The sequence below is a fragment of the Streptomyces sp. NPDC049970 genome (assembly GCF_040660235.1).
In the GTDB taxonomy this organism is placed as follows: domain Bacteria; phylum Actinomycetota; class Actinomycetes; order Streptomycetales; family Streptomycetaceae; genus Streptomyces.
The window spans coordinates 119,360-143,840 of sequence record NZ_JBFALP010000017.1; the positions used below are offsets into that span (position 1 = coordinate 119,360).

A 24,481-nucleotide genomic window follows, 5' to 3' on the forward strand; every position below is an offset into this window, starting at 1 on the left:
CGACGGGAGAGAGTGAAGGTCTTGGATGCTGATCGCGTCGGGCGGGCGTCTTTCCCCCTGTGGCAGGGGCGCACGCCGGACGTACAGCGGGCCTATTCTTCCACGGCGGCGGGCCTGAGCCAAAATCGTCCGCCGGGCTCGGGTGACCAGCCGAGGATCGAGAGGATCTCACGGTCCTTCTTGTCGAAGCCGGACGCCTCGCAACGCTCGATGAGATCCGGCCGGTTGAGCGCCGTACGGCGGAAGGCCTCGTCCCGGCGCCAGCGCGCGATCCGCCCGTGGTGGCCGCTGAGGAGTACGTCCGGGATGCCGCGTCCGCGCCACTCAGGAGGCTTCGTGTAGACCGGGCCTTCCAGCAGGTCGGCCATGGCTCCGGGGGCGAAGGAGTCGTCGCGGTGCGACTCTGCGTTTCCGAGCACTCCGGGCAGCAGCCTGGCCACGGCCTCCGTGATCACCAGGACAGCGGCCTCTCCGCCCGCCAGGACGTAGTCCCCGATGGAGACCTCCACCACGGGCATCCGGGTCGCGTACTCGTCGATCACCCGGCGGTCGATGCCCTCGTACCTGGCGGGGGCGAAGACCAGCCACGGGCGCTCCGAGAGCTCCACGGCCAGTTCCTGGGTGAAGGGCCTGCCGCTGGGCGTGGGCACCACCAGCACCGGGGAGTGTGCGCCGGCCTCGTAGCCGTCGGCGAGCGCGTCGTCCAGGGCCTCGCCCCAGGGGCCGGTCTTCATGACCATGCCCGGGCCGCCACCGTACGGGGTGTCGTCGACCGTGTTGTGCCGGTCGTGGGCCCAGTCCCGCAGGTCGTGGACGCGAACGTCGAGGCTCCCCCGGGCGCGCGCCTTGCCGACCAGCGAGACGTTCAGCGGTTCGAGGTACTCGGGGAAGATCGTGACGACGTCGAGCCGCATTACGCGTCGCCCCGCTTCCCGTCGCCCGCCGTGGAGGTGTCGGCACTGTCCGCGGCCTCCCCCGCGGAGCCTTCGGCACCGTCCTCGCCGCGTGTGGAGGCGACGACCGCCTCGCTCTCGTCGATCAGGCCGGGCGGCGGCGTGATCACGGCGCGCTGCTCCTCCAGGTCGATCTCGGCGACGATCTCCTCGACGAACGGGATCATCACCTCGCTGCCGTCCGGACGCTCCACGATGAAGAGGTCCTGCGAGGGCAGGTGCGTGATCTCCGTGATCCGGCCGATCTCCGTGCCGTCGGCGAGGACCACGTCGAGGTCCATCAACTGGTGGTCGTAGAACTCCTCGGGGTCCTCGGGCAGTTCCGCGGGGTCCACCTCGGCGATCAGCAGGGTGTTGCGCAACGCCTCGGCGGCCGTACGGTCGCGCACGCCCTCGAACCGCAGCAGCAGCCTGCCGCTGTGCACCCGGCCGGTCTCGATGGTCAGCGGCCCCGTGGCCGCGGGCTCCGTGGCCAGCACCGCCCCGGGGCCGAGCCTCAGTTCGGGCTCGTCGGTACGCACCTCGACGGTGACCTCGCCCTTGATGCCGTGGGCGCGACCGATCCGCGCAACTACCAACTGCACGCTACTTCTCCAGGTGATCATTTACTGAGGAGGCTGTGGTGTACGGAGTGCCGAGGAGGCGGTGATGAACGGACGACAAAGGCCGGGGACGGCTCGAAAGCCCTCCCCGGCCCCGGCCGGTGTTCAACTCTTCAGCGGACCTGGTCCACGTCGACGAGGTCGACACGGATTCCACGTCCGCCGATGGCACCCACGACGGTACGCAGGGCGCGCGCGGTGCGGCCGTTGCGGCCGATCACCTTGCCGAGGTCGTCGGGATGAACCCGGACCTCGAGCACGCGTCCACGGCGCAGGTCACGCGAGGCGACCTGCACATCGTCGGGGTTGTCGACGATGCCCTTCACGAGGTGCTCAAGAGCCTCCTCGAGCATGCTCAGGCCTCGGTCGACTCGGTGGACGCAGCGTCGGCCGCCTCGTCCGCCTTCTTGTCCGACTTCTTGGCCTTCTGGGTGATGGCCTCACCCTTGGCCTCGTCGCCGTCCGTGGCCAGGGCCTCGAACAGGGCGCGCTTGTCAGCCTTGGGCTCCGGCTGCAGCAGCGGCGCCGGGGCCGGAAGGCCCTTGTGGGCCTGCCAGTCACCGGTGAGCTTGAGGATCGCGAGGACGGGCTCGGTCGGCTGGGCGCCGACGGACAGCCAGTACTGCGCGCGCTCTGCGTTGACCTCGATGCGAGAGGGGTTCTGTACCGGGTGGTACAGGCCGATCTCCTCGATGGCCCGGCCGTCACGGCGGGTACGGGAGTCGGCGACGACGATGCGGTAGTGAGGCGAACGGATCTTGCCCAGACGCTTCAGCTTGATCTTGACTGCCACGGAAGTGGTGTCTCCTGGTCTCTGACGTGGTTGGGCACAAAAGATGCCACGTGGGGTTGCGGTACTCGGGTGCCCGATGGACGCGTCAGCCGGAGGAGAGAGGGGTCCTATGCGACTGTCGAGTACAGCTGACCATTCTGCCACACCACATCGGGTCACCCCACCGCGACCGCCGCTTCCGGGATACGGAAGGGCTTGCCGCACCCGCCGCAGACGATCGGAGCCTGGGCGAGGACCGACGGGACGACGCGGACGTTGCGTCCGCAGTCGCAGACGGCCTTGACCCGCACCCCTCCCCCGGACGACCCGTGACGAGCCGCGGGGCCGCGGAACGAGCGCTTGGTGTCCGCGGCGGTGGCGACGGTGTGCGCCTTGAGCGCACGGTGCAGCCGTTCCGTGGTGGGGCGGTATCTGCGTTTGGCCTCGGGATTCAGCGTCACCAGCGAGAATCCGCTGCTGGGGTGGGGCTCCTCGGCGTGGTCGAGGCCCAACTCCTCGGCGATCGCGAGGAAACGTCGGTTGTGGTAACGGCCGGCGCGGGAGGTGTCGCGGACACCTCTCGCGGCAGCGATGCCGTGGACTGCCTCGTGGAGCAGTCGTTCGAAGGAGAGCTCGGCGCCACAGGCGGACGAGGACTCTCCGATCAGGGACTCTGGCGCGGCTAGATCGGGCAGCTCGGGGTGGTACCGCTGAATGTCGGCCCACGCCTGTGCCAGCTCTGCGGCAAGTACAGGTGGTGTCGTGCTCACGTCGTGACAACGAGCCTGAGTGCTCCGGTGTTCCTATTCCGGGGCATCCCAAATAATTTGCACGTACCAGTCAGTTGCCGTTGATGCGTCCGGACGAGGGCGGGTGCGCAGATCAGCGGAGAAGTCTCACAGCTCACACCAAGGTGGTACGTAGCAACGCGTACGCAACGGCGCGGACGCGGCACCCCAGGCGACATTACCCGGCACGGCGCACGGGCCCCGTAAACCGGCGGGGGCCCGGGCGGGGAGCGCTCGACGTGCTGCGCCCCGCCTGTCGGGTAAGACTGTGAGGAAGCGAACGGCCGGCTCGTGGTACCCGGTCGTCCGCGTCCACCACGCGGCGCCGGGGGCGCACGACCGGAGCACGCAAGCAATGCCGTCCCACCCCGTCCGACCTCTGGACGGGACCGCCGATGCGGAGTTCCCTGGCGTACGGGGGCTGTGGGCGCACAGACACAGCACACAGACATGGGGGACCTCACTCGGGCACGACCGACCTCACGGCGGATTGGGGCGCATTCCATGACACCAACGCTCGTCCGGCACCACAGGTACGCGGACTCCTCCGCGCCGGTGGACGCCGGTACCCGCGCCCGTGACTGGGCCGAGATCCAGGAGCGCATGCTGGCACCGCTCTACGAGGCGGTGTACACACGCCTCGAGGTCGGCTCCGGCACACGGATGCTCTCCCTCGGCTGTGGTTCCGGGCTCTCGCTGCTGATCGCGGCCTCGCGCGGCGCGCGCGTCACCGGCGTCGACGGCGACCGCGAACGGCTGGCCCTGGCCCGCGAGCGACTTCTGGCGGATCCGGGGCCGGACACCGGCCCCGGGCGCGGGGCTCCGCGCGCCGGGCTCGTGGACAGCGTCGCCACTGCCGCCGCCGGCCTCGATGCGCCGTACAACCTGCTCACCGCCTTCCAGCCGATCGGCTGCACGGCGGGGGACTCCGAGTGGCTCGCGCCCGCGCTGGCCTCCGCGGTCCCGCTGGCGGTGCGGGGGGCCACGGTGGTGCTGGCCGGCTGGGGGCCGCCGGAGCGCTGCGCCACGGCTCCGGTCCTCCGGGTGGCGGCCAGGCTCACCGAGTCGGCGCGCGCCCCGCGCTCCGTGGCCGACTGGCGGCCGGCGCTGCGGGACGACCTGGAGGACGTGGCGGCACGGGCGGGCCTGAAGCCGGACGGCTCGGGCCGGGTGTCCTGCCCGTTCGGGTACGCGGACGTGGACAGCGCCGTGCGCGGGCTCCTGTCGACCGGGCTGTTCGACGCGGCGGTACGCGCCACGGATCGCTCCCAGGTCGAGAAGGAGGTCGCGGAGGCACTGCATCCGCATCTGCGGCCCGACGGCACGGTGTGGATGCCGAACGTCTTCCGCTACCTCGTCTGCGTGACCTGACGAACACACGAAGGGGCGCCCCCGCCGGGGCGCCCCTTCGGCCGTGCACAGGACCGGTCAGCCCATGAACTTCCTGAACTCGTCCGGCAGCTCGAAGTTCTTGTCCTCCTGGGCCGGAAGGCCGAGCGGGCCGCCCTGCGCCGCCTGCTCACGGCGGGCCGCCGCGGCCTCCTCCTCGGCCTTGCGCTTCATCGGGTTGCCGCTCTTGCGCTTGCCCTTGGCCTGCTTGACCTGCTTCTTCTGACGGCCGGGGCCGCCACCCATGCCCGGCATCCCCGGCATCCCGGGCATGCCACCGCCCTGGGCCATCTTCGACATCATCTTGCGGGCCTCGAAGAAGCGCTCGACGAGGCTCTTCACCGCGGAGACCTCGACGCCGGAGCCCTTGGCGATACGGGCCCGGCGCGAGCCGTTGATGAGCGTGGGCTCGGCGCGTTCCTTCGGGGTCATGGACTTGATGATCGCGGCGGTGCGGTCCACGTCGCGCTCGTCGATGTTGGCGATCTGGTCCTTGATCTGCCCCATACCGGGCAGCATCCCGAGCAGCTTCGAGATGGAGCCCATCTTCCGGACCTGCTCCATCTGCGCCAGGAAGTCGTCGAGCGTGAAGTCCTTGCCCTTGCTCGACGCCAGCTTGGAGGCCATCTTGCTGGCCTCTTCCTGGGTGAACGTCTTCTCCGCCTGCTCGATCAGGGTGAGCAGGTCACCCATGTCGAGGATGCGGGACGCCATGCGGTCCGGGTGGAAGGCGTCGAAGTCCTCGAGCTTCTCACCGTTCGACGCGAACATGATCTGCTTGCCCGTGACGTGGGCGATCGACAGGGCCGCGCCACCGCGGGCGTCGCCGTCGAGCTTGGAGAGCACCACGCCGTCGAAGCCGACGCCGTCGCGGAAGGACTCAGCGGTGTTGACCGCGTCCTGGCCGATCATGGCGTCGACGACGAAGAGGATCTCGTCGGGGCTGACCGCGTCGCGGATGTCGGCGGCCTGCCGCATCAGCTCCTCGTCGATGCCGAGGCGTCCCGCGGTGTCGACGATGACGATGTCGTGGACCTTGGCCTTGGCGAACTCGATCGAGTCCTTGGCCACCTTGACCGGGTCGCCCACCCCGTTGCCGGGCTCCGGCGCGTACACCGCGACACCCGCGCGGTCGGCGACGACGCTCAGCTGGTTGACGGCGTTGGGGCGCTGGAGGTCACAGGCGACGAGCAGCGGGGAGTGGCCCTGGGACTTGAGCCAGAGACCGAGCTTTCCGGCGAGGGTGGTCTTACCCGCACCCTGCAGACCCGCGAGCATGATCACGGTGGGCGGGTTCTTGGCGAACCGCAGGCGCCTGGTCTCGCCGCCGAGGATGCCGACGAGCTCCTCGTTGACGATCTTGATCATCTGCTGCGCCGGATTCAGCGCCTGTGAAACCTCGGCGCCTCGCGCCCGCTCCTTGACCTTGGCGATGAAGGACCGGACCACGGGCAGGGCGACGTCGGCTTCGAGGAGGGCGATACGGATCTCGCGAGCCGTGGCGTCGATGTCCGCCTCGGACAAGCGGCCCTTGCCCCTGAGGTTCTTGAAAGTCGCGGCAAGGCGGTCGGAGAGAGTATCGAACACGGCGCTCGTCGGTCCTCAGGGTCGGGGGAAAAGGGATTCAGTGCTCCAGGGTATCCGGCTCTCGGGAAACGACGGCCTCCGCCCGGAAGAAACCGGGTGGAGGCCGTGTGATGTGAACCCCACGAGCGCGGGGAGCACCCCTTGCCCGTCCTGACGACCCGCTGAGCGGCGGGCCGTCCCCGTACCGCCTCAGCGTCGGCGGAGCCGACCTGGCTGACGCGGGGGATCCGCCCGTCCGACGAGCGACCCGCCCCACGTCACTCCCGCAGAGCCGCCTCCACCTCCTTGGCCAGTGCGGCAGCGCTCTCCCGGGGCAGTGACGCGCCCGCCTCGTCCGTGACGTAGAAGGCGTCAACGGCGTTCGCCCCGAGGGTGGAGACATGGGCGCTGCGCACCCGTACCGCGCTCTGCTCCAGCGCCCGGCCGATCCGGTGCAGCAGCCCGGGGGCGTCCTGGGCGCGGACCTCGATCACCGTGGCCAGGCGCGAGCCGGCCTCGGCGACGGTCACCCGGGGTGGCGGGGCCTTCACCCCGCGCCGCCGCGGGTACGCGGCCTCGCGTTCGGCGAGCCTGGCCCTGATGTCGAGGGAGCCGTCCAGGGCGCGTACGAGGTCGGAACGGAGCCTGGCCGCCTGCGGGAGCGAACCGTACTCGGCCGCGACCCGCCAGCTGAGCACCAGCAGATCCGCGGTGCCGCCCATCTCGGTCGGGAGCTCCACGGCGCGCAGGTCGGCGGCGCGGACGGTGAGGCGGTGCAGGGCCAGCACCCCGGCCGCCGCGGGCAGCACTCCCGGGCGGTCGGGCAGCGCGATGAGGAGTTCGACACCGACGGGTTCGGGTTCGCCCTCCTCGGAGGGCGCCTCGGGCCGGGTGTGCAGGGACAGCACGGGTTCGCCGGTGCGCAGGGCCTCGACGGCCAGGCGCTCCTGCTCGGCGCTGGGGGCGAGCGGCTCCGGCTCCGGGGGTTCCTCGCCGGCGATGAGCGCGGCGACGCGCCTGACGAGGTCGGCGACGAGCGAGGCGCGCCAGGCGCTCCAGGCGGCGGGTCCGGTGGCCAGCGCGTCGGCCTCGGTGAGCGCGTGCAGGAGTTCCAGCGTGGAGGCGCTGCCGACGGCGTTGGCGACGGAGCGGACGGTCGCCGGGTCGTCGAGGTCGCGCCGGGTAGCGGTCTCGATGAGCAGCAGGTGGTGGCGTACGAGGGTGGCGACGACGCCGACGTCCTGCTTCTCGAAGCCGATGCGGGCGGCCATGTCGCGGGCGATGACCTCGCCCGCGACGGAGTGGTCCCCTGGCCAGCCCTTGCCGATGTCGTGGAGCAGGGCGGCGATCAGGAGCAGGTCCGGGCGGCCGACGCGGCGGGTGAGGTGGGAGGCGCGGACCGCGGTCTCGACGAGGTGCCGGTCGACGGTCCAGGTGTGGACGGGGTTGCGCTGCGGGCGGCAGTGGACCCGTTCCCAGTCGGGCAGCAGCCGGGTGACGATGCCCTCGGCCTCCAGGGCCTCCCATACGCCGACGGTCGCCTCACCGGCGCCCAGCAGGGTGACGAGCTCCTCGCGGGCCTGGGCGGGCCACGGCACGGGCAGCGCTTGGGCCGCCGTGCTCAGATGGCGTACGAGGTGGCGGGAGAGCGGCAGCCCCGCCTCGGCCGCGGCGGCGGCGGCCCGCAGCGTGAGCACCGGATCGCGCTCGGGGCGTGCGGTGCGCGCGAGCACGACCTCGCCGTCCGCCTCGACGACGCCCTCGGCGAGCGGGGTGCGTTCGGGTGCGGCCTTGGCACCGCCGCCGAGCAGGGCCCGCAGCCGGGGCCGTGCGGTGCGGGAGCGCAGGACCCGGTTGACCTCGCGCCAGGTGACGTCGGTGGCGTACGAGATGGTCCGGGCGGCCTCGTACATCTGTCGCAGCAGGGCGTCGGCGTCGAGGAGGCCGAGGGCTCCGGCGACCTGGTCCTGCTCCTGGAGGGCGAGCCGGTCGGTGGCCCGGCCGGTGGTGAGGTGGAGGGCGTCGCGGGCGTCCAGGAGGGTCCGGCGGGCCTCGGAGAGCCCTTCGCGTGGCGCGTCCGCGACCCAGGAGGCGGCGACGGCGCGCAGGGCGGTCGCGTCGCGGAGGCCGCCGCGGGCCTCCTTGAGGTCGGGTTCCAGGAGGAACTGCAGCTCGCCCATGCGCTCGGCGCGCTCGCGGCAGAGTTCGTCGAGGGCCGGCAGGCGCTTGGGGGCCTGGTTGCGCCAGTCGGCGAGGATCGCGGTCCGCAGTCCGGCGACGAGGCCGAGGTCCCCGGCGACGGGCCGTGCGTCGAGCAGTCCGAGCTGGACCTTGAGGTCCTCCCCCGCGGTGCTCCGCGCTTCCCCCGGAGTGCGCACGGAGTGGTCGAGGGCGAGACCGAGGTCCCAGACGGGGTACCAGATCCCGTCCGCGAGGGAGGCGACGGCCGCCGCGTCTGCGGTCCCGTCGTGGAGCAGCAGGAGGTCCAGGTCACTGCGGGGCGAGAGCTCGCCGCGGCCGTAGCCGCCGACGGCGACGAGGGCCGCGCCCCGGACGCCCGCCCGTTCGGCGGCCGTGGTGAACAGCCCGGTCAGCCACTGGTCAGTGAGCCTGGCCAGCGCCGCACGGCGCGGCGGCCCGGACCGCGCCTCCCCCTGGAGGAGGCGCAGCCGGGCCGCCGCGTAGCCGCTGGGTCCCGAGTCCTCGGATTCGGTGGTCACTTCGGTGCTCGTCACCCGGCTGCCTTTCCGTTCACAGGAACCGTCGGTCAGAGTGCGTCGGGGCCGCGTTCGCCCGTCCGTACGCGGATGGCGGTGTCGACCGGGACGCTCCAGACCTTTCCGTCACCGATCTTGCCCGTCCTCGCGGCCTTGACGACCACGTCGATGAGCTGTTCGGCGTCCTCGTCCTCGACGAGGACCTCGATGCGGATCTTCGGCACGAGGTCCACGGTGTACTCCGCGCCCCGGTAGACCTCGGTGTGTCCGCGCTGACGCCCGTAGCCGCTGGCCTCCGTGACCGTGAGGCCCTGGACGCCGAAGGCCTGGAGGGCCTCCTTGATCTCGTCCAGCCGGTGCGGCTTCACGACTGCGGTGATGAGCTTCATGCGTCCACCTTCTTGTTCGTCGGGGCTGCGCCGCTGCCGGGCGCCATTGCCGTGCTGCGCGGGAGGGAACCGCCGCCGGCCCCGCTGAAGTCGTACGCCGTCTCCGCGTGCTCGACCTGGTCGATGCCGGAGACCTCGTCGTCCTCGCTGACCCGCATCCCGACGGTCTTGTCGAGGATGAACGCCAGGATCGCGGAGACGACCAGAGAGTACGCGAGGACCGCGAAGACACCGACGGCCTGCTTGCCGAGCTGGTCGAGCCCGCCGCCGTAGAAGAGGCCCTTGGCGTCGGACTGCACCCCGCCGGTGGCGAAGAAGCCGATGAGCAGGGAGCCGATGACACCGCCGACGAGGTGGACGCCGACGACGTCGAGGGAGTCGTCGTAGCCGAAGCGGTACTTGAGGCCGACCGCCATGGCGCACACCACACCGGCGATGACACCGATCGCGATGGCGCCGAGCGGGCTGACCGCTCCGCCGGCGGGGGTGATGGCGACGAGGCCGGCGACGGCGCCGGAGGCGGCGCCGAGGGTCGTGAAGGAGCCGTGGCGGACCTTCTCGTAGGCGAGCCAGCCGAGGACCGCGGCACCGGTGGCGACCTGGGTGTTGACGAACATGACGGCGCCGACGCCGTCGTCGTTGCCGAGCCAGGAGCCAGCGTTGAAGCCGAACCAGCCGAACCACAGGAGGGCGGCACCGAGCATGACGAGCGGCAGGCTGTGCGGCCGCATCGGGTCCTTCTTGAAGCCGACCCGCTTGCCGATGACGAGGATCACGCCGAGGGCCGCGGCACCGGCGTTGATGTGGACGGCCGTGCCGCCCGCGAAGTCGATGACGCCCAGCTCGAAGAGCCAGCCGCCGGCGCTCCAGACCCAGTGCGCGACCGGGAAGTAGACCACGGTCACCCAGAGGGTGATGAAGAGGGCCCAGGAGGTGAACTTGACGCGGTCGGCGAGGGCGCCGCTGATGAGGGCGGGGGTGAGCACGGCGAACATCAGCTGGAAGACGGCGAAGACGTACACCGGGATGGTGTAGCCGTCCCAGAGTTCGGTGACGCCGATCCCGCTGAGGCCGACGTAGTCCGAGCTCCAGCCGATGACGGAGCCGACATCGGTGCCGAAGGCGAGACTGAATCCGTAGAGCACCCAGAGGATCGTGACGATCCCGAGGCTGATGAAGCTCATCATCAGCATGTTCAGGGTGCTCTTGACGCGGACCATGCCTCCGTAGAAGAAGGCCAGACCCGGGGTCATGAGCATCACCATGGCGGTGCAGATGAGCATGAACCCTGTGTTGGCGGCAGACAGCTCGGGGGCGTCTGCGGCAAGCGTCGTGATGCCTGGGGGCATCGGCGTCTCCTCGTCGTCGGTGCGGCCACGTGCGGGGGTGCGGGACCACGGTGAAAAGGTGCGGGCCGGTTATGCGCCATGAGATTCGCGCAACGCGGTTTCCACGAATGCCGCACGATGTTTCGCCGCAGTGACGAAGGAAGCGCACGTGTTACGTACCGATGAACCCGACACGTCGGACCCGGTGCGCTGCCTACCATGCTGGCTGCGCCGCATACGGTGCGGTTGCGACGCCCCGATACGTGAACCGGCCACGGCAGCGACCCGCTGACCTGGCGATGGGGGAGCCGAGTCGGGTGGTACGGGGCGGCTGTCGTGGCCGGTGGCAGGTGTGCCGGTCAGACCGCTTCGGCGGTCTCCGGAAGCTGCTCGGTGAGCAGGTCGGTGAGCCGGGCGACCTCGGGAATGTCACCGAAGTCCCTGGCAGCGGTGTCGACGGTCTTGCGGAGTCTGGTGTTGACCCGCTCCGACCGGACCTTTCTGGCGATCCTCAGGGCGTGGACGGCGGGCACGGCCGCTTCCTCCGGCTCGCGCTTGAGCAGATGCACCGTGGCCATGCCGATCAGGTTGAGCGCGTAGGACCTCTGGTGCTCGTCGTCCTCGCCGAAGAGCTCGACGGCGCGGGACATGACGGGCTCGGCGAGCGAGGCGTACGTGGGGCTGCGCCCCGCGACATAGGCGAGGTCACGGTAGGAGTGGGCGTTCTCGCCGTGCAGCTCGGCGTCGGAGAAGAAGCGGATCCAGTCGGGCTCGGGCTCGTCGTCGAGCGCGGCGTCGGCGAAGGTCTCCTCGGCCATCCGGACCGCGCGCTTGGTCCTGCTCGGCTGGCCCATGTTGGCGTAGGCGCGCGCCTCCATCGCATACAGCATGGCCTGGGTCCGGGCGGTGGCGCAGTCCCTGCTTCCGTACTGGGCGAGGTGAATGAGTTCCAGTGCGTCGTCGGGCCGGCCGAGGTGGATCATCTGGCGGCTCATGCTGGAGAGGATGTACGAGCCCAGCGGCTTGTCCCCGGCCTCCTTGGAGGCGTGCAGGGCGAGTACGAAGTACTTCTGGGCGGTGGGCTGGAGGCCCACGTCGTAGCTCATCCAGCCGGCCAGCTCGGCCAGTTCGGCCGCGCAGCGGAACAGGCGCTTCGAGGTGGCCTCGGGCTGGGGCTCCTGCAGCAGGTCGGTGACCTCGTGGAGCTGGCCGACGACGGCCTTGCGGCGCAGCCCGCCCCCGCACTGGGCGTCCCACTGGCGGAACATCGCCGTGGTCGACTCGAGCAGGTCGAGCTCGGGCCCGGAGAGCCGGGAGGGCCGGCTCGCAATGGCCGGCCGCTCGGGCTCGCCCTGCGCGGAGGGGACGCCGGGTACCAGCCAGCGCTGCATGGGCTCGATGAGGGTGGGGCCTGCGGCCAGGGCCAGTGAGCTGCCGAGGAATCCCCGCCGGGCGAGCATGAGGTCGCTGCGGGAGAACTCGCTGAGCAGCGCGACCGTCTGCGGGCCCGCCCACGGAAGGTCGACCCCTGCCACCGAGGGTGCCTGGTGGGCGGCGCGCAGACCGAGGTCCTCGACGGCGACCACGGTGCCGAAGCGCTCGGAGAAGAGCTCGGAGAGGATGCGCGGGATCGGTTCGCGGGGCTGTTCACCGTCGAGCCAGCGGCGCACCCGGGAGGTGTCGGTGCTGATGTGGTGGGCGCCCAACTGCCGGGCGCGCCGGTTCACCTGCCGTGCCAGCTCGCCCTTGGACCAGCCGCTGCGCATGAACCACGAGCCCAACCGGCCGTTGGGGCGTTTCCCGGCATCCGTCTCGCCTGCGCCGCTGCCACTCACTGGAACGCCCCCATCCCGCTGAAACCCTTGTCGCGCGAACCTTTATCAGAATGCCGTGCCCCGGTGCTCTCCGTACGCGTGTCGCGCTCGGTCGAACAGCCATCGGGTTGCCTGCGGCATACCCACGCGCACATGCAATTGCAGCTTCGAGTACCGACGGTAATCCCTCGATCACCGCCACCGCGAGGGTGATTGCTGAAACGCCACCATTCGCCACCCCTTCGGATGAACCTGCCCGGCACACTCCGCGATTCACTTGACAGACCGCGACCAGCGACAGGCGGAGTGAAGCGTATTGGGGCGTGGGAGTCACATCGCGCACCCCCTCGACACCACCCGTGCGCCGTCGGTACGCGGCGGCCCGGCAGGCCTTCGAGAGCCCCGGGTCGTAACCACCGGTGACTCGGACCCGTTGGAGGGGGCATGGGCTTCACGATCGGCGGTATCCGGGAGATGCGCTCAGGCAGCACACGGCGCCGCGGCCGTGGGGCCGGGGCGACAGAGGTCGCCGAGTACACGGGACTGTGGGGCTGGGCCGTCGCGCCCGGCGCGCGGGCGGCCTCGGGGGTCTGCTCCTGCGGCGACGCCGCATGCCCGGCGCCCGGCGCCCACCCGCTCGACTTCGCCGCGGAGGTCCCGCCGGGCGCCACCCTCGGCATGGCCGCGGACGCCTGGGCCGAAGTGCCGGGCGCCTCGATGCTGCTCCCCGCGGGCCGGACCTTCGACGTGCTCGACGTCGCCGAGGGCGCCGGACGGCGCGCGCTGGTGAGGATGGAGCGCATGGGGCTGCCGCTGGGTCCGGTGACCGTGACACCGACCGGGCGCACGCAGTTCTTCGTCGCCCCCGGTGCCGCGGCCGGACTGCCCGGGCTGCTGTACCGGATGGGCTGGGACGACGCGGACCTGGATCTGCGGGCGATCGGCTCCGGCGCGTACATCACCGCTCCCCCCTCGGACCTCGGTGGTCTCGGCCCGGTCCGCTGGCTGCGACCGCCGGCGCCCGGTACGGCCGGCGCTCCCCCGCAGGCCAGACTGCTGCTGGGCGTGCTCGCGTACATATGTCACCGGTGGTGAACGCCGGAGGGCGGTGAACCCCTCACGGGTCCACCGCCCTCCGCATACGCGGGGCACTCCCGCGTCAGTCGCCGATCAGCGCGTCGACGAAGGCGCCCGGCTCGAACGGGGCCAGGTCGTCCGGCCCCTCGCCCAGGCCGATGAGCTTCACCGGAACGCCCAGCTCGCGCTGGACGGCGATGACGATGCCGCCCTTGGCGGTGCCGTCCAGCTTGGTGAGCACGATGCCGGTGATGTCGACCACCTCGGCGAACACCCGTGCCTGGACCAGGCCGTTCTGACCGGTGGTGGCGTCCAGGACGAGCAGGATCTCGTCGAGCGGACCGTGCTTCTCCACGACCCGCTTGACCTTGCCGAGCTCGTCCATGAGGCCGGTCTTGGTGTGCAGCCGGCCCGCGGTGTCGATGAGCACGACGTCGGCACCTTCGGCGATGCCCTCCTTCACCGCGTCGTAGGCGATCGACGCGGGGTCCCCGCCCTCGGGACCCCGCACCGTACGGGCGCCGACGCGCTCGCCCCAGGTCTGGAGCTGATCGGCCGCGGCGGCGCGGAAGGTGTCCGCTGCGCCGAGCACGACGCTTCGGCCGTCGGCCACGAGCACCCGGGCGAGCTTGCCCGTCGTGGTCGTCTTCCCGGTGCCGTTGACGCCGACGACCATGACGACGCCGGGGGTCTCTGCGCCGCCCTCCGTCTTCACCTCGCGGTCGAAGTCGGGACCGAGCAGGGTGACGAGCTCCTCGCGCAGCAGGGCGCGCAGCTCGTCGGGCGTACGGGTGCCGAGGACACGGACCCGCTCACGGAGCCGCTCCACCAGCTCCTGGGTGGGGGCGACGCCGACATCGGCCGTGAGGAGCGTGTCCTCGATCTCCTCCCAGGTGTCCTCGTCGAGGTTGTCGCGGGACAGGAGCGTGAGCAGCCCCTTGCCCAGGGAGTTCTGCGAACGGGCGAGCCTCGTGCGCAGCCGCACCAGGCGGCCCGCGGTGGGCTCGGGGACTTCGAGCTCGGGGGTCTGCGGCTCGACGACGACCGGGGCGTCCTCGACGGGAGCCCCCGCGCCGGGGAGACCGACCTCCTCGATGGTGCGCCGCGCTTCGTCGCGCGACGCCTCGGCCTCCTCACCGACACGGGGCTCGGCGGGAGGAGTGATGGTCGGCGTGCTCGACGGTGCCGAGGGCGGCAGCTGCTTCTTCTTGCGGCTGCTGACCACGAGCCCGCTGATCAGGCCGACCGCGACCAGGGCGATGACTACAGCAAGGATGACGATGTCCATAACGGCTCCAGTATCCGCCACGAAAGGCGCGGAACCGCAAAAGGTGCGAACCCGTGACGGTGCGCGTACCAGCGATCACGGCCCATCCGGGCACGGCCCGCACGACACCTCTGAGCTGCGCGTCCGGGGCGGCCGGGAGTGTTCGCACACGTCGGCGCGGGGCTGCGGCCGCCCGTCGGCCCCCGTCCGCACGGCGCGGCGACCGCGCGTGTCCTTGCCCTGAACGGCATCGATCGCAGTCCGAAGTTCGGCACAGAGGCCCGGCAGCGGTCGACCGGCACTCCCTCACGGTGAGTTCGCATGCGTCATGGTGTCGTCGGGATGCACGGGACGAGTGAGACGTTCTGCCCGCCGAAGAGGTGGCCGAGCGCCGATGCCCGGCAAGGGTGGGAATCTAGGGAGTTATATCGCTTTTGCGGGCAAAGGTACGCTGCTGTCCGTGGAGAATCGCGGCTTGGATCCCGTCCCCGACTCCGAGCGCACCGGCCGGGTCCGCGCCCTCTTTCCCACGTGGGTGACGGCGAACATGACGGTGCTGCTGCTGACCGTGGGCGCCGGCCTCACCGTCTTCAACGGGCTGAACCTGTGGCAGGTGCTGGCCGTCGCCGCCATCGCCCCGGTGATCTCGTTCGGGCTCGTCGGCCTGGTGTCGATCGCGGGCAAACGCGGCGGCGCTCCCGGCATGGCGCTCTCCCGCGCGGTGTTCGGGCAGCGCGGCAACCTCTTTCCCGGTGCCCTGCTGTGGGTGGCGCGCTGGGGCTGGGAGACCGCCAACGCGGTCACCGGGTCCTACGCGCTACTGGCCGTGCTGGATCTGCTCTTCGGCGTACGCGGGGACAACACCCTGGTGCTGGTGACCCTGACGGCGTTCGTCGGCGCGGGCTTCCTCGTCTCGGGGCTCGGCTTCCGCGCCCTGCGGTTGTGCTCCCGGGTGTCCGTGGGACTCTTCGGCTGCGCGAGCCTCCTGGTCCTGGCCCATCTGGTCGGCTCGACCCCGTGGCGGACCGTCCTTGACCGGCCGCCGGGCCAGGCGGCGCTGATGATCGCGGGGGTCGGGACGCTGGCCGCGGGAGGCATCAGCTGGGTTCCGTCGGCCCCGGACTTCGCCCGCTACCTGCCGCGTTCAGCGTCGGCCACGGCGATGGTGGGCGCGGCCGTGGGCGGCGCCCTGGTCACCGTGCTGCCGATGGTGATGATGGGCGCGGTGATGGCCGTGGAGTCCCCGGACCTGGCGGCCACGAAGGACCCGGTGTCCTTCATCGGCGAGCTGCTGCCGAGATGGATCTCGGTGCCCTACCTGCTGACCGCCGTCGTCGGCATGGTGCTGATCAACGCGATGTCCATGTACTCCGCCGGCTTCACAGCGCAGACGCTCGGATTCGCGGTCCCCCGCGCCTGGGCGGTGGGCGTGAACGCGGGGATCAGCCTGTTCCTCGGAGGAGTGCTGATGATCGTGGCGACGAGCTTCGTCGGCACGTTCCTGTCGTTCCTGACCCTGCTCGGCGTGACCTTCTCCGCCTGGATCGGGGTCTTCGGCGTGGACCTGCTGCGCGGCCGTACGTACGACGCCGCCGCGCTCATGGACACCGCACCCGGCAGCGGCTACTGGTACGCCGGAGGGTTCAGCCGGCAGGCCATGGCCGCCTGGGGCTCCGCGCTCGCGGTGGGCCTGCTGTTCACCGACGTGGAGTGGTTCGCCGGGCCGCTCGCCGGCACATGGGTCGGGCGGGACGGCCTGGGCTGGGCGGCGACGATCCTGGTATCCGCGGGGCTGTACGCGCTGCTGCCGCGGCCGGCCGACATGACGGGCGGTCAGCCGACAGGTTTCTGACACCGCCTCCGCCGCGTTCACCGTACGACGCCACCCCGGTCGGCACGGGCCGGACCGGGGCGGCGGATCGAGGAGAGGGACAGCGGGGATCAGCCCATCTCCTCCAGCGCCTTGCCCTTGGTCTCCTTCACGAACATGAGCACGAAGGGGATCGAGAGCACGGCGAAGCACGCGTAGATGACATAGGTACCCGAGAGGTTCCAGTCGGCCAGGCTCGGGAAGCTCGCGGTGATCGCCCAGTTGGCGATCCACTGCGCGGACGCGGCGACACCGAGAGCCGCGGCGCGGATGCGGTTCGGGAACATCTCGCCGAGGAAGACCCAGACCACGACACCCCACGACAGCGCGAAGAAGAGCACGAAGACGTGGGCCGCGATCAGTGCGACGGTGCCCTGCGTGGTCGGCAGCTTGCCGTCGACCAGATCCGCGGAGAAGGCCCAGGCCTCGAACGCCAGGGCGACGGCCATGCCGACGGATCCGACGAGCGCGAGCGGCCTGCGGCCGACCCTGTCCACCAGGATCATGGCGATCACGGTGCCGATGATGTTGATGATCGACGTGGTGAACGAGTAGAAGAACGAGTCGGTCGGGTCGATGCCGACGGACTGCCACAGCGTCGCCGAGTAGTAGAAGGCGACGTTGATGCCGACGAGCTGCTGGAACACCGACAGGCCGATACCGACCCAGACGATCGGCAGGAAGCCGAAGCGGCTCCCGAGCAGGTCACTGAACTTGGACTTGTGCTCACGGCGCATGGCCGTCTCGATCTCGTCCACGCGTGCGTCGAGGTCGATGTTCTTCCCCTCGACCTCTTCGAGGATCTTCCGGGCGCGGTCCCTCTTGCCGACGGAGATCAGGAAGCGCGGGGACTCGGGGATCGCGAACGACAGCAGCCCGTAGAGGACCGCCGGGACGACCATCACACCGAGCATCCACTGCCAGGCCTCCAGGCCCGCGATCTCGCCCCGCTGGTCGCCGTCGGCGATCTGCAGGATGCCGTAGTTGACCAGCTGCGAGATGGCGATGCCGATGACGATCGCGGCCTGCTGGAAGGACCCGAGGCGGCCTCGGTAGGCGGGCGGCGAGACCTCGGCGATGTAGGCGGGGCCGATGACGGAGGCCATGCCGATCGCGAAGCCGCCGATGATCCGCCACATGGCGAGGTCCCAGAGGGCGAACGGCAGTGCCGAGCCGACGGCGCTGATGGTGAACAGCACCGAGGCGATCTGCATGCAGCGGATACGGCCGATGCGGTCGGCGATGCGTCCCGCCGTGGCCGCGCCGATCGCACAGCCGATCAGCGCGATGGCGATGACCTGCGCGAGCGTTCCCGACCCGATGTCGTAGCGGTCGCGGATGGCTTCGACGGCGCCGTTGATGACCGAACTGTCGTAGCCGAAGAGGAAGCCGCCCATCGCCGCGGCTGCCGTGATGAAGATGACATGGCCGAGATGGTCCGGGTGGGCGTCCCGGGCTCCGGACTCCGGTCCGCGCGCTGTGCTGGTCACATGAACTCCTGGTACCTGGCCGCATCGTCAGGTGTGGGGGGTGAGCCCTCCCAGTGGCGCACAGCATCCAGCCGACCACCACTTGAAGGTAAAAACAACATTGCCGAGGTTATGCGTTCAAGTTTCGAAGTCAAGATGCGATTCCTGCGAAGGTGTTCCTCACAAGTACCCAGGAACGCCCAAAACGCACGTTGAAGTGTTGAAGATTCGGTAAAGGCGGTGTGACGGCCCGTCAATCGAGGTGACGCGGTCCCCGGCGGAGTCGCTGGCTGATCACCTTGGACACTCCGTCGCCCTGCATCGAGACGCCGTACAGCGCGTCGGCGACCTCCATCGTCCGCTTCTGGTGCGTGATCACGATGAGCTGGGAGCTCTCCTGGAGCTCCTCCATGAGCCGGATCAGCCGCTGCAGATTGGTGTCGTCCAGCGCCGCCTCGACCTCGTCCATGACATAGAACGGACTCGGCCTGGCCTTGAAGATGGAGACCAACAGGGCAACGGCCGTAAGGGATCTCTCTCCACCCGACAGCAGCGAGAGCCGCTTGACCTTCTTGCCCGGCGGCCTGGCCTCGACATCGAGACCGGTCGTCAGCATGTTGTCCGGGTCGGTGAGGACGAGACGGCCCTCACCTCCCGGGAAGAGCCGCGAGAAGACGCCCTCGAACTCACGCGCGGTGTCGCGGAACGCCTCGGTGAACACCTGCTCCACCCGTTCGTCGACCTCCCTGACCACCTGCATCAGGTCGGCCCTGGTCTTCTTCAGGTCCTCGAGCTGCTCCGAGAGGAACTTGTGGCGTTCCTCCAGCGCCGAGAACTCCTCGAGGGCGAGCGGATTCACCTTCCCGAGTTGCTGATACGCCCGTTCGGCCGCCTTGAGGCGCTTCTCCTGCTCGGCCCTGACGAACGGCCGCGGCTGGTTGCGCGGGTCCTCAGGATCCGCCGGAAGCTCCTCGCCCTCCGCCGCCGGGGACGGCGGCACCAGCTGGTCCGGTCCGTACTCGGCCGCGAGGCCGGCCGGCTCGACGCCGAACTCCTCCAGCGCCTTGGCCTCCACCTGCTCCATGCGCAGTCGCTTCTCGGCCCCGAGCACCTCACCCCGGTGGACCGAGTCGGTGAGCCGGTCCAGCTCGCTCTTGAGGTCACGGCCCCGGACGCGTTCGGCCGCCAGTTCGCGCTCTCGCTCGGCCTTCGCCGCCTCCGCCCTGGTCCGCTCCTCCTCCGCCCGTACGACCGAGATCTCGACGTGGGCCAGCAGTTGCCGGGCCCCCTCCGCCACCGCCGTCGCCACGGAGGCCTCGTGGCGCAGCCGGGCACGACGCTGTTCGGCCCGGGCCCGGGACTCACGCTCCGCCCGTGCCCCCCGGTCGAGGGCGTCCGCCCGGCCGGCCAGTGCCTTCACCCGCTCCTCGTGGGTGCGGGCCTGGAGCCGTGCCTCCATCTCGGTCTGACGCGCGTTGGCCCCGTCGGCCGCGAGCCGGTCCCGCACCGAGGTGTCGGGCTCTTCCTCCACGGGAGTCTCCTCGGCGACCAGCAGCCGCTCCGCCAGCTCCTCGGCCTCCTCGGTGGCCCGTTCAAGCGCCTCCTCGGCCCGGGCCGCCGAGGCGGTCGTACGCTCCGCCTCGCCCACGGCCCCACGGGCCTGGCCGGCCAGCCGCCCCAGCTGCTGCGCGACCCCGGACTTCTCACGGTCCGCGGCCCTGCGCCGCTCCCCGAGCTCCTCCACCCGGGCGGCGGCGTCCGCGCGCCGTGCGGTCGCGGCGCGCCGGACCGAGTCCAGCTCCCCGCACCGCACCTCCAGCTCGGCCAGTTCGGCGGCCGCCTCGTCGACGGAGGCCTGCACCTCCAGCAGACTGGGCGCTCCGGCGGACCCGCCGTGCGCGAAGCCGGCGCCCAGTACGTCGCCCTCGGCGGTGACCGCGGTCAGGCCGGGATGTGCGGCGACCAGTTCCTCGGCGTCCTCCAGGGTTCCGACGACGACCATGTCGCGCACCAGACGGCGTACGGCGACGAGCAGTTCGGCGGGGCCCTGGAGCAGGCCGGCCACCCAGGGCGCCGGGGCGTCCCCGGTCGCCACGGCCAGGGCGGCCGGGGCGGGGTCGGGCAGCCCGGCCGGCACCGTGGCTCCGTGAGCGGTCCCGGACGCCTGCCCGGGCACCTGACCGGGCACGGCTGTGCAAGGTCCGGACTGCTGCTCCGTCCCCTGCGCCGGCACCTGGCCGGGCCCCGTCCCGCCCGGTACCAGGGCCGCACGGCCCGCGTCCTGCTTGCGCAGCAGGCGGATGGCGTCCGCCGCCGCGGCCGGGTCCGTCACCGCGAGCGCGTCCGCCGCAGCGCCGAGCGCCGCCGCCACCGCGACCTCGTGGCCCGGAGCCACCGTGATCAGCTCGGCGAGCGGCCCGAGCAGCCCAGGGAGCCGGTCGCCTGCGCCGAGCAGCACCCCGGTGCCGTCCTTGCGGCGGAGCCCGAGCGACAACGCCTCGTGTCGGGCGGAGACCGCCGCGCGGCTCCGTTCCGCCGCGGTGACCGCGTCGCGCGCGGCGCCCAGCGCAGACTCCGACTCAGCGAGCTCCCGCCTGGCCGCCTCGTGCCGCTCCGTCAGCTCCGCGTCGTCCGCGTCCAGGCCCGCCACCTCGGCCTTGAGCTGCTCGTACTCCTCCTGCGCCGCGGCCGCCCTCTCCCGCGCCTCGTCCCGTGAGGCGGCCAGCCGGTCGATCTCGGCCTGGGCCGAACCCGCCCGGCTCCGTGCGGCGTTGACCTGCCCGGTCAGCCGGGCGAGCCCCTCGCGCCGGTCCGCGATGGCGCGGGCGGCGTCCCGGAGCCTGCGCTCCTCGGAGGCAAGTTCCCGCTCCAGCTCGGTCCGGTGCGCGGTGGTGTCCTCCAGGGCGTGCTCCGCCGCTTCGAGGGCCGCCTCCAGTTCCGCCTCCTGTTCGCGGATCCGGGCAGCCTCGCGCTCCATGTCCTCGGGGTCCCGTCCGCGCCGCTCCTCCTCGGGCGCGCCCGAGGCGCTCTTCACCCGGGCGTCGGCGAGCGAGATCGTGCCGCGCACCCGCTCGGCCAGCTGGGAGAGTTCGTACCAGGTCTGCTGGGCGCGCCGCAGCCGCGGCGCCAGCCGGCGCACCTCGTCCTCCAGGTCCGCCTCGCGGGCGAGCGCGGCCTTGAGTTCCGTCTCCGCGGCTTCCCTGCGCCGCTTGAGCGCGGCCTCGTCGGCGATCTCGCCGCGCAGCGCCTCCCGCAGCCGCACCAGGTCGTCGGCGAGGAGCCGCAGTCGGGCGTCGCGCAGATCGGCCTGGATGACGGCGGCCCTGCGGGCGACCGCTGCCTGACGGCCCAGCGGTTTGAGCTGGCGCCGCAGCTCGTCGGTGAGGTCCTGGACGCGGGCGAGGTTGGCCCCCATCGCCTCCAGCTTCCGGAGCGCCTTCTCCTTGCGCTTGCGGTGCTTGAGCACCCCGGCGGCCTCCTCGATGAAGGCGCGGCGTCCGGCCGGGTCGGCGTGCAGGACGGAGTCCAGCCGGCCCTGGCCGACGATGACGTGCATCTCGCGGCCGATGCCGGAGTCCGAGAGGAGTTCCTGGATGTCCAGAAGCCGGCAGGTGTCGCCGTTGATCTGGTATTCGCTGCCACCGTTGCGGAACATGATCCGGGTGATCGTCACTTCGGCGTACTCGATGGGCAGCGCGCCATCGGAATTGTCGATGGTCAGCGACACCTCGGCGCGACCCAGTGGTGGTCTTCCGGTGGTGCCGGCGAAGATCACGTCTTCCATCTTGCCGCCGCGCAGGGATTTGGCCCCTTGCTCGCCCATGACCCAGGAGAGCGCGTCGACCACATTGGATTTACCCGAACCGTTCGGGCCGACGACACAGGTGATCCCCGGTTCGAAGCGCAGGGTCGTGGCGGAGGCGAATGATTTGAAACCCCGCAGGGTCAGGGCCTTGAGGTGCACGCCGCCGGACTCTACCTTTCGCTCCCGGTTTCGCCGATGAGGGTGCAGGGCACATCAAGCGAAGAGCGATTGGCGGGGGGACGTGCCGGGAGGAAAGAAAGAAGGGACGCCGAAGCGTCCCTTGTGAATCCCGCACGGCACCGCTGTCGCGGCTTCCGTGCACAGTCTTGCGTTACGGATCGCACACAGACCGGTTCACGAGTGGTCCTCGGTGTTCCGGTACGACGATCCGTGACGAAGACATTCCGTGGATGATCCCGAGCAGCTGATTACGTGCGGCCCTACCGGCCCCGGCAGGGCCTTCGGGTCAGGTCAGCGCGGGCTCCGCCTGGGGTACGTCGATGTCGATGCTGTCGAGCAGCGAGTCCTGGTGCTGGGCGGCGGCGTTGAGCACGTCGTTCTCGTCCTGGATCCGTACGAGCTCGGATTCCAGGTCCTGGACGCGCTTCTGAAGCCGTCGCATCTCGGCGAGGAGTCGCGGGTCGGAACCGCCGACGTAACCGAGAAGCGCCTTTGCCATGATGGATGGTCCTCCACACTGAGTGACCGACCGAATACGGTGTGGGTCGTGGGAATCGCACCCGCGGTGCTCGGCAGGCAGTGCTCTGTGTCCACTGCTGTTCTGCTGTCACCAGCTCTGCCGAACAGCTGAGGTGCGCGGGGTTTTCAGCGTCTCACCAAAAAGTTTGACGGTCAACACGATCACACGCCGGGGGGCGGGTGTCCCGGGGGCGCGCGGCTTGTCGATCATGCGGCGCGACTCTCCTACGGGCACCCGAGGGGCTTGGAGATCTTCGTCAATGCCGCAGCCTGGCATGCCACGCACTTCTTCGCAACCATGCTCGGACGCGGGGTCCTTTCCCAGGTCATTTCAGGTGCGAAGCTCTCCCGCCCCTCCCTGCCGCCACTCTCCGCCCGCCTGTACAGGGGGTGGATCCGGATCGCTTTACCGGGCGGTGTCAGCGGATCGCGAATCCCTCATAACCGCCGCGGGGCGTGTCCCAGATCTCAGTGACTCCATCAACGCGGCCGGGTGTGTCGTCGGACCCGAGCCAGTCGAGCAGACGGTGGCAATTCTCACGTGGACCCTCTGCCACCACCTGCACCCGGCCGTCGTCGAGATTGAGGGCGAAGCCCTTGAGCCCTCCGATCTCCAAAGCATTTGCCCTGGTGAACCAGCGAAACCCTACTTGCTGTACTCGGCCGCGTACCCATACGACGAGGCGCGCATCTTCGTTCATGCCGGAACGCTAACCGGCCAATTCCGCAAGGGTCACATCACCCCAATCGGCCATGGCGTAAGGTCCCGTCGCAATAGCTCACCCGAACGGGTGAGTTTGATCAAGAATTCGGTGACGTCGCCAGGGCGCCCGGAGCACGAGGAAGGCACAGCGCATGGGACGCCATCGACGCGCAGGCGCAGCCCCCGCCGCTGAGCAGCACGCGGCCGAAGCTGCGGGCGGGAACCGGAGTGCTCGCAGGAAGAAGCGAGCCCGGCGGCCCGTTCGCGCCGGGCTGCTCGGGGTGTCCGCGGCCGTGGCGGTCGGCGCGGTCGCCGTTGCCTCCGGCCTGCTGCCAGGCGGCGACACCTACAGCGTCAGCGGCGAACAGGCCGCGGACCAGGTGCGCGCGGGCAACGGCCCCGACCTGCTGACCCAGGGCGACGCGTCCGCCGAGCCGACCAGCAGGACGTCGGCCGAGGCCGGCAGCGGGGCAGCACGTTCCGGTACGCCCTCGAATCCCCCGTCCGCGACCCCGAGCAAGAAGCCGAGCGCCAAGCCCTCGGTGAGCGCGTCGAAGCAGGCGGCGAAGACGGCGGAGCGGACGAAGGCTCCGGCCCCGAAGCCGACGAGGACGGCATCGTCCGCCCCGGCCACCAAGGCCCCCACCGCCACGAAGGCCCCGTCGGCCTCGCCCACCCGCGCGACCACTTCCCCGTCGAGCCCGGCCTCCACCTCCGCGCAGGCGGCTGTGCTCGCCCTGGTCAACCAGGAGCGCTCGAAGGTCGGCTGCAGTCCGGTCACCACGAGCGCGTCACTGACCGCACTGGCCCAGGACTTCAGCGAGGACATGGCGGCCCGCGACTTCTTCGGCCACACCGACCCCGACGGTGCGACCCCCTGGGACCGTGCCGCGGCAGCCGGCGTCGAGGGGCTGGGCGGCGAGAACATCGCCCGTGGCCAGGCCGACGCCCAAGCGGTGATGGACGCCTGGATGAACAGCGACGGCCACCGCGCGAACATTCTCAACTGCGACTACAGGACGCTCGGGGTCGGCGTGCACCTCGGTGCCGGCGGCCCCTGGTGGACGCAGGACTTCGGCTTCTGAGAAACCCGCAGGTGGAGGACATCTAGTCCACTGGGGGCCGTCTCTGGGCCGTCCTTCGTTCGCTTGCCAGGACGAAGGACGTTCCGGAATGCCGTGAGGGCCAGCGCACGTGTGCGCTGGCCCTCACGGCATTCCGGAACGTCGGGATCTCAATCGTTAAGAGGGTCTGGTTAAAGCAGATGATGGTG

Annotated in this window: 19 protein-coding genes; 4 read left to right on the forward strand and 15 right to left on the reverse strand. The window is 70.8% G+C overall.

Annotated elements, in window-relative coordinates:
- Positions 1 to 92: 92 nt before the first annotated feature.
- The 5 genes from trmD to AB0I83_RS25510 all read right to left on the reverse strand — a co-directional run bounded on the left by trmD (position 93) and on the right by AB0I83_RS25510 (position 3,097).
- The gene (trmD, locus tag AB0I83_RS25490) at positions 93 to 914 is read right to left on the reverse strand and encodes a tRNA (guanosine(37)-N1)-methyltransferase TrmD (protein WP_363306268.1); all 822 of its coding nucleotides are present in this window, start codon (positions 912 to 914) and stop codon (positions 93 to 95) included.
- Positions 914 to 1,537, reverse strand: coding sequence for a ribosome maturation factor RimM (gene rimM / locus AB0I83_RS25495; RefSeq protein ID WP_363306269.1), 624 nt, complete (start codon positions 1,535 to 1,537; stop codon positions 914 to 916). Before rimM ends, trmD begins: the two co-directional genes overlap by 1 nt.
- Positions 1,538 to 1,668: 131 nt before the next feature.
- Positions 1,669 to 1,908 carry an RNA-binding protein gene (locus tag AB0I83_RS25500; RefSeq protein WP_014153811.1) on the reverse strand — a complete coding sequence of 80 codons (240 nt, stop codon included), beginning with the start codon at positions 1,906 to 1,908 and terminating at the stop codon, positions 1,669 to 1,671.
- Positions 1,909 to 1,910: 2 nt separating this feature from the next.
- A complete protein-coding gene (rpsP, locus tag AB0I83_RS25505; RefSeq protein WP_073745735.1) occupies positions 1,911 to 2,348 on the reverse strand; it encodes a 30S ribosomal protein S16 in 438 nt (145 codons plus the stop codon).
- 155 nt (positions 2,349 to 2,503) lie between these two features.
- Complete coding sequence (locus AB0I83_RS25510) at positions 2,504 to 3,097, reverse strand: hypothetical protein (protein WP_322983494.1); 594 nt, start codon at positions 3,095 to 3,097, stop codon at positions 2,504 to 2,506.
- A 522-nt stretch (positions 3,098 to 3,619) separates the two neighbouring features.
- Between AB0I83_RS25510 and AB0I83_RS25515 the strand changes: the two genes are divergently transcribed.
- Entirely contained in the window at positions 3,620 to 4,486 is an 867-nt protein-coding gene (locus tag AB0I83_RS25515; protein ID WP_356531190.1) for a methyltransferase domain-containing protein, read from the forward strand.
- A gap of 57 nt (positions 4,487 to 4,543) precedes the next feature.
- Here the strand turns inward: AB0I83_RS25515 and ffh are convergent, their stop codons facing one another.
- The 5 genes from ffh to AB0I83_RS25540 form a co-directional block, all read right to left on the reverse strand.
- Entirely contained in the window at positions 4,544 to 6,091 is a 1,548-nt protein-coding gene (gene ffh / locus AB0I83_RS25520) for a signal recognition particle protein (protein ID WP_363306270.1), read from the reverse strand.
- 257 nt (positions 6,092 to 6,348) lie between these two features.
- A complete protein-coding gene (locus AB0I83_RS25525) occupies positions 6,349 to 8,805 on the reverse strand; it encodes a [protein-PII] uridylyltransferase (RefSeq protein ID WP_363306271.1) in 2,457 nt (818 codons plus the stop codon).
- A gap of 32 nt (positions 8,806 to 8,837) precedes the next feature.
- The gene (locus AB0I83_RS25530) at positions 8,838 to 9,176 is read right to left on the reverse strand and encodes a P-II family nitrogen regulator (protein WP_033304048.1); all 339 of its coding nucleotides are present in this window, start codon (positions 9,174 to 9,176) and stop codon (positions 8,838 to 8,840) included.
- Positions 9,173 to 10,525, reverse strand: coding sequence for an ammonium transporter (locus AB0I83_RS25535; RefSeq protein WP_363306272.1), 1,353 nt, complete (start codon positions 10,523 to 10,525; stop codon positions 9,173 to 9,175). The genes AB0I83_RS25530 and AB0I83_RS25535 overlap by 4 nt, the downstream gene beginning before the upstream one ends.
- Before the next feature lie 338 nt (positions 10,526 to 10,863).
- A complete protein-coding gene (locus tag AB0I83_RS25540) occupies positions 10,864 to 12,339 on the reverse strand; it encodes a hypothetical protein (protein WP_356531185.1) in 1,476 nt (491 codons plus the stop codon).
- 423 nt (positions 12,340 to 12,762) lie between these two features.
- Between AB0I83_RS25540 and AB0I83_RS25545 the strand changes: the two genes are divergently transcribed.
- Positions 12,763 to 13,413 (forward strand): bifunctional DNA primase/polymerase, encoded by a 651-nt coding sequence (locus tag AB0I83_RS25545; protein WP_356839752.1) that lies wholly within the window; start codon positions 12,763 to 12,765, stop codon positions 13,411 to 13,413.
- 64 nt (positions 13,414 to 13,477) lie between these two features.
- On the opposite strand, the gene ftsY is transcribed toward AB0I83_RS25545, so the two are convergent.
- Positions 13,478 to 14,683 carry a signal recognition particle-docking protein FtsY gene (gene ftsY / locus AB0I83_RS25550; RefSeq protein ID WP_363306273.1) on the reverse strand — a complete coding sequence of 402 codons (1,206 nt, stop codon included), beginning with the start codon at positions 14,681 to 14,683 and terminating at the stop codon, positions 13,478 to 13,480.
- A 439-nt stretch (positions 14,684 to 15,122) separates the two neighbouring features.
- Between ftsY and AB0I83_RS25555 the strand changes: the two genes are divergently transcribed.
- Positions 15,123 to 16,514, forward strand: a complete 1,392-nt coding sequence (locus AB0I83_RS25555; protein ID WP_363306274.1) for a cytosine permease — start codon at positions 15,123 to 15,125, stop codon at positions 16,512 to 16,514.
- 89 nt (positions 16,515 to 16,603) lie between these two features.
- On the opposite strand, the gene AB0I83_RS25560 is transcribed toward AB0I83_RS25555, so the two are convergent.
- From AB0I83_RS25560 to AB0I83_RS25575, 4 genes are all read right to left on the reverse strand, one after another.
- Entirely contained in the window at positions 16,604 to 18,022 is a 1,419-nt protein-coding gene (locus AB0I83_RS25560) for a sugar porter family MFS transporter (RefSeq protein WP_356839748.1), read from the reverse strand.
- Positions 18,023 to 18,254: 232 nt separating this feature from the next.
- Positions 18,255 to 21,965, reverse strand: coding sequence for an AAA family ATPase (locus AB0I83_RS25565; protein ID WP_363306275.1), 3,711 nt, complete (start codon positions 21,963 to 21,965; stop codon positions 18,255 to 18,257).
- Between the two features lie 307 nt (positions 21,966 to 22,272).
- Positions 22,273 to 22,485: a hypothetical protein gene (locus tag AB0I83_RS25570; RefSeq protein WP_356531176.1), complete on the reverse strand. Its 213-nt coding sequence runs from the start codon at positions 22,483 to 22,485 to the stop codon at positions 22,273 to 22,275.
- 439 nt (positions 22,486 to 22,924) lie between these two features.
- Positions 22,925 to 23,206, reverse strand: coding sequence for an acylphosphatase (locus AB0I83_RS25575; RefSeq protein WP_363306276.1), 282 nt, complete (start codon positions 23,204 to 23,206; stop codon positions 22,925 to 22,927).
- 154 nt (positions 23,207 to 23,360) lie between these two features.
- On the opposite strand from AB0I83_RS25575, the gene AB0I83_RS25580 reads away from it, so the two are divergent.
- The gene (locus AB0I83_RS25580; protein WP_363306277.1) at positions 23,361 to 24,293 is read left to right on the forward strand and encodes a CAP domain-containing protein; all 933 of its coding nucleotides are present in this window, start codon (positions 23,361 to 23,363) and stop codon (positions 24,291 to 24,293) included.
- The last annotated feature ends 188 nt before the right edge of the window (positions 24,294 to 24,481 follow it).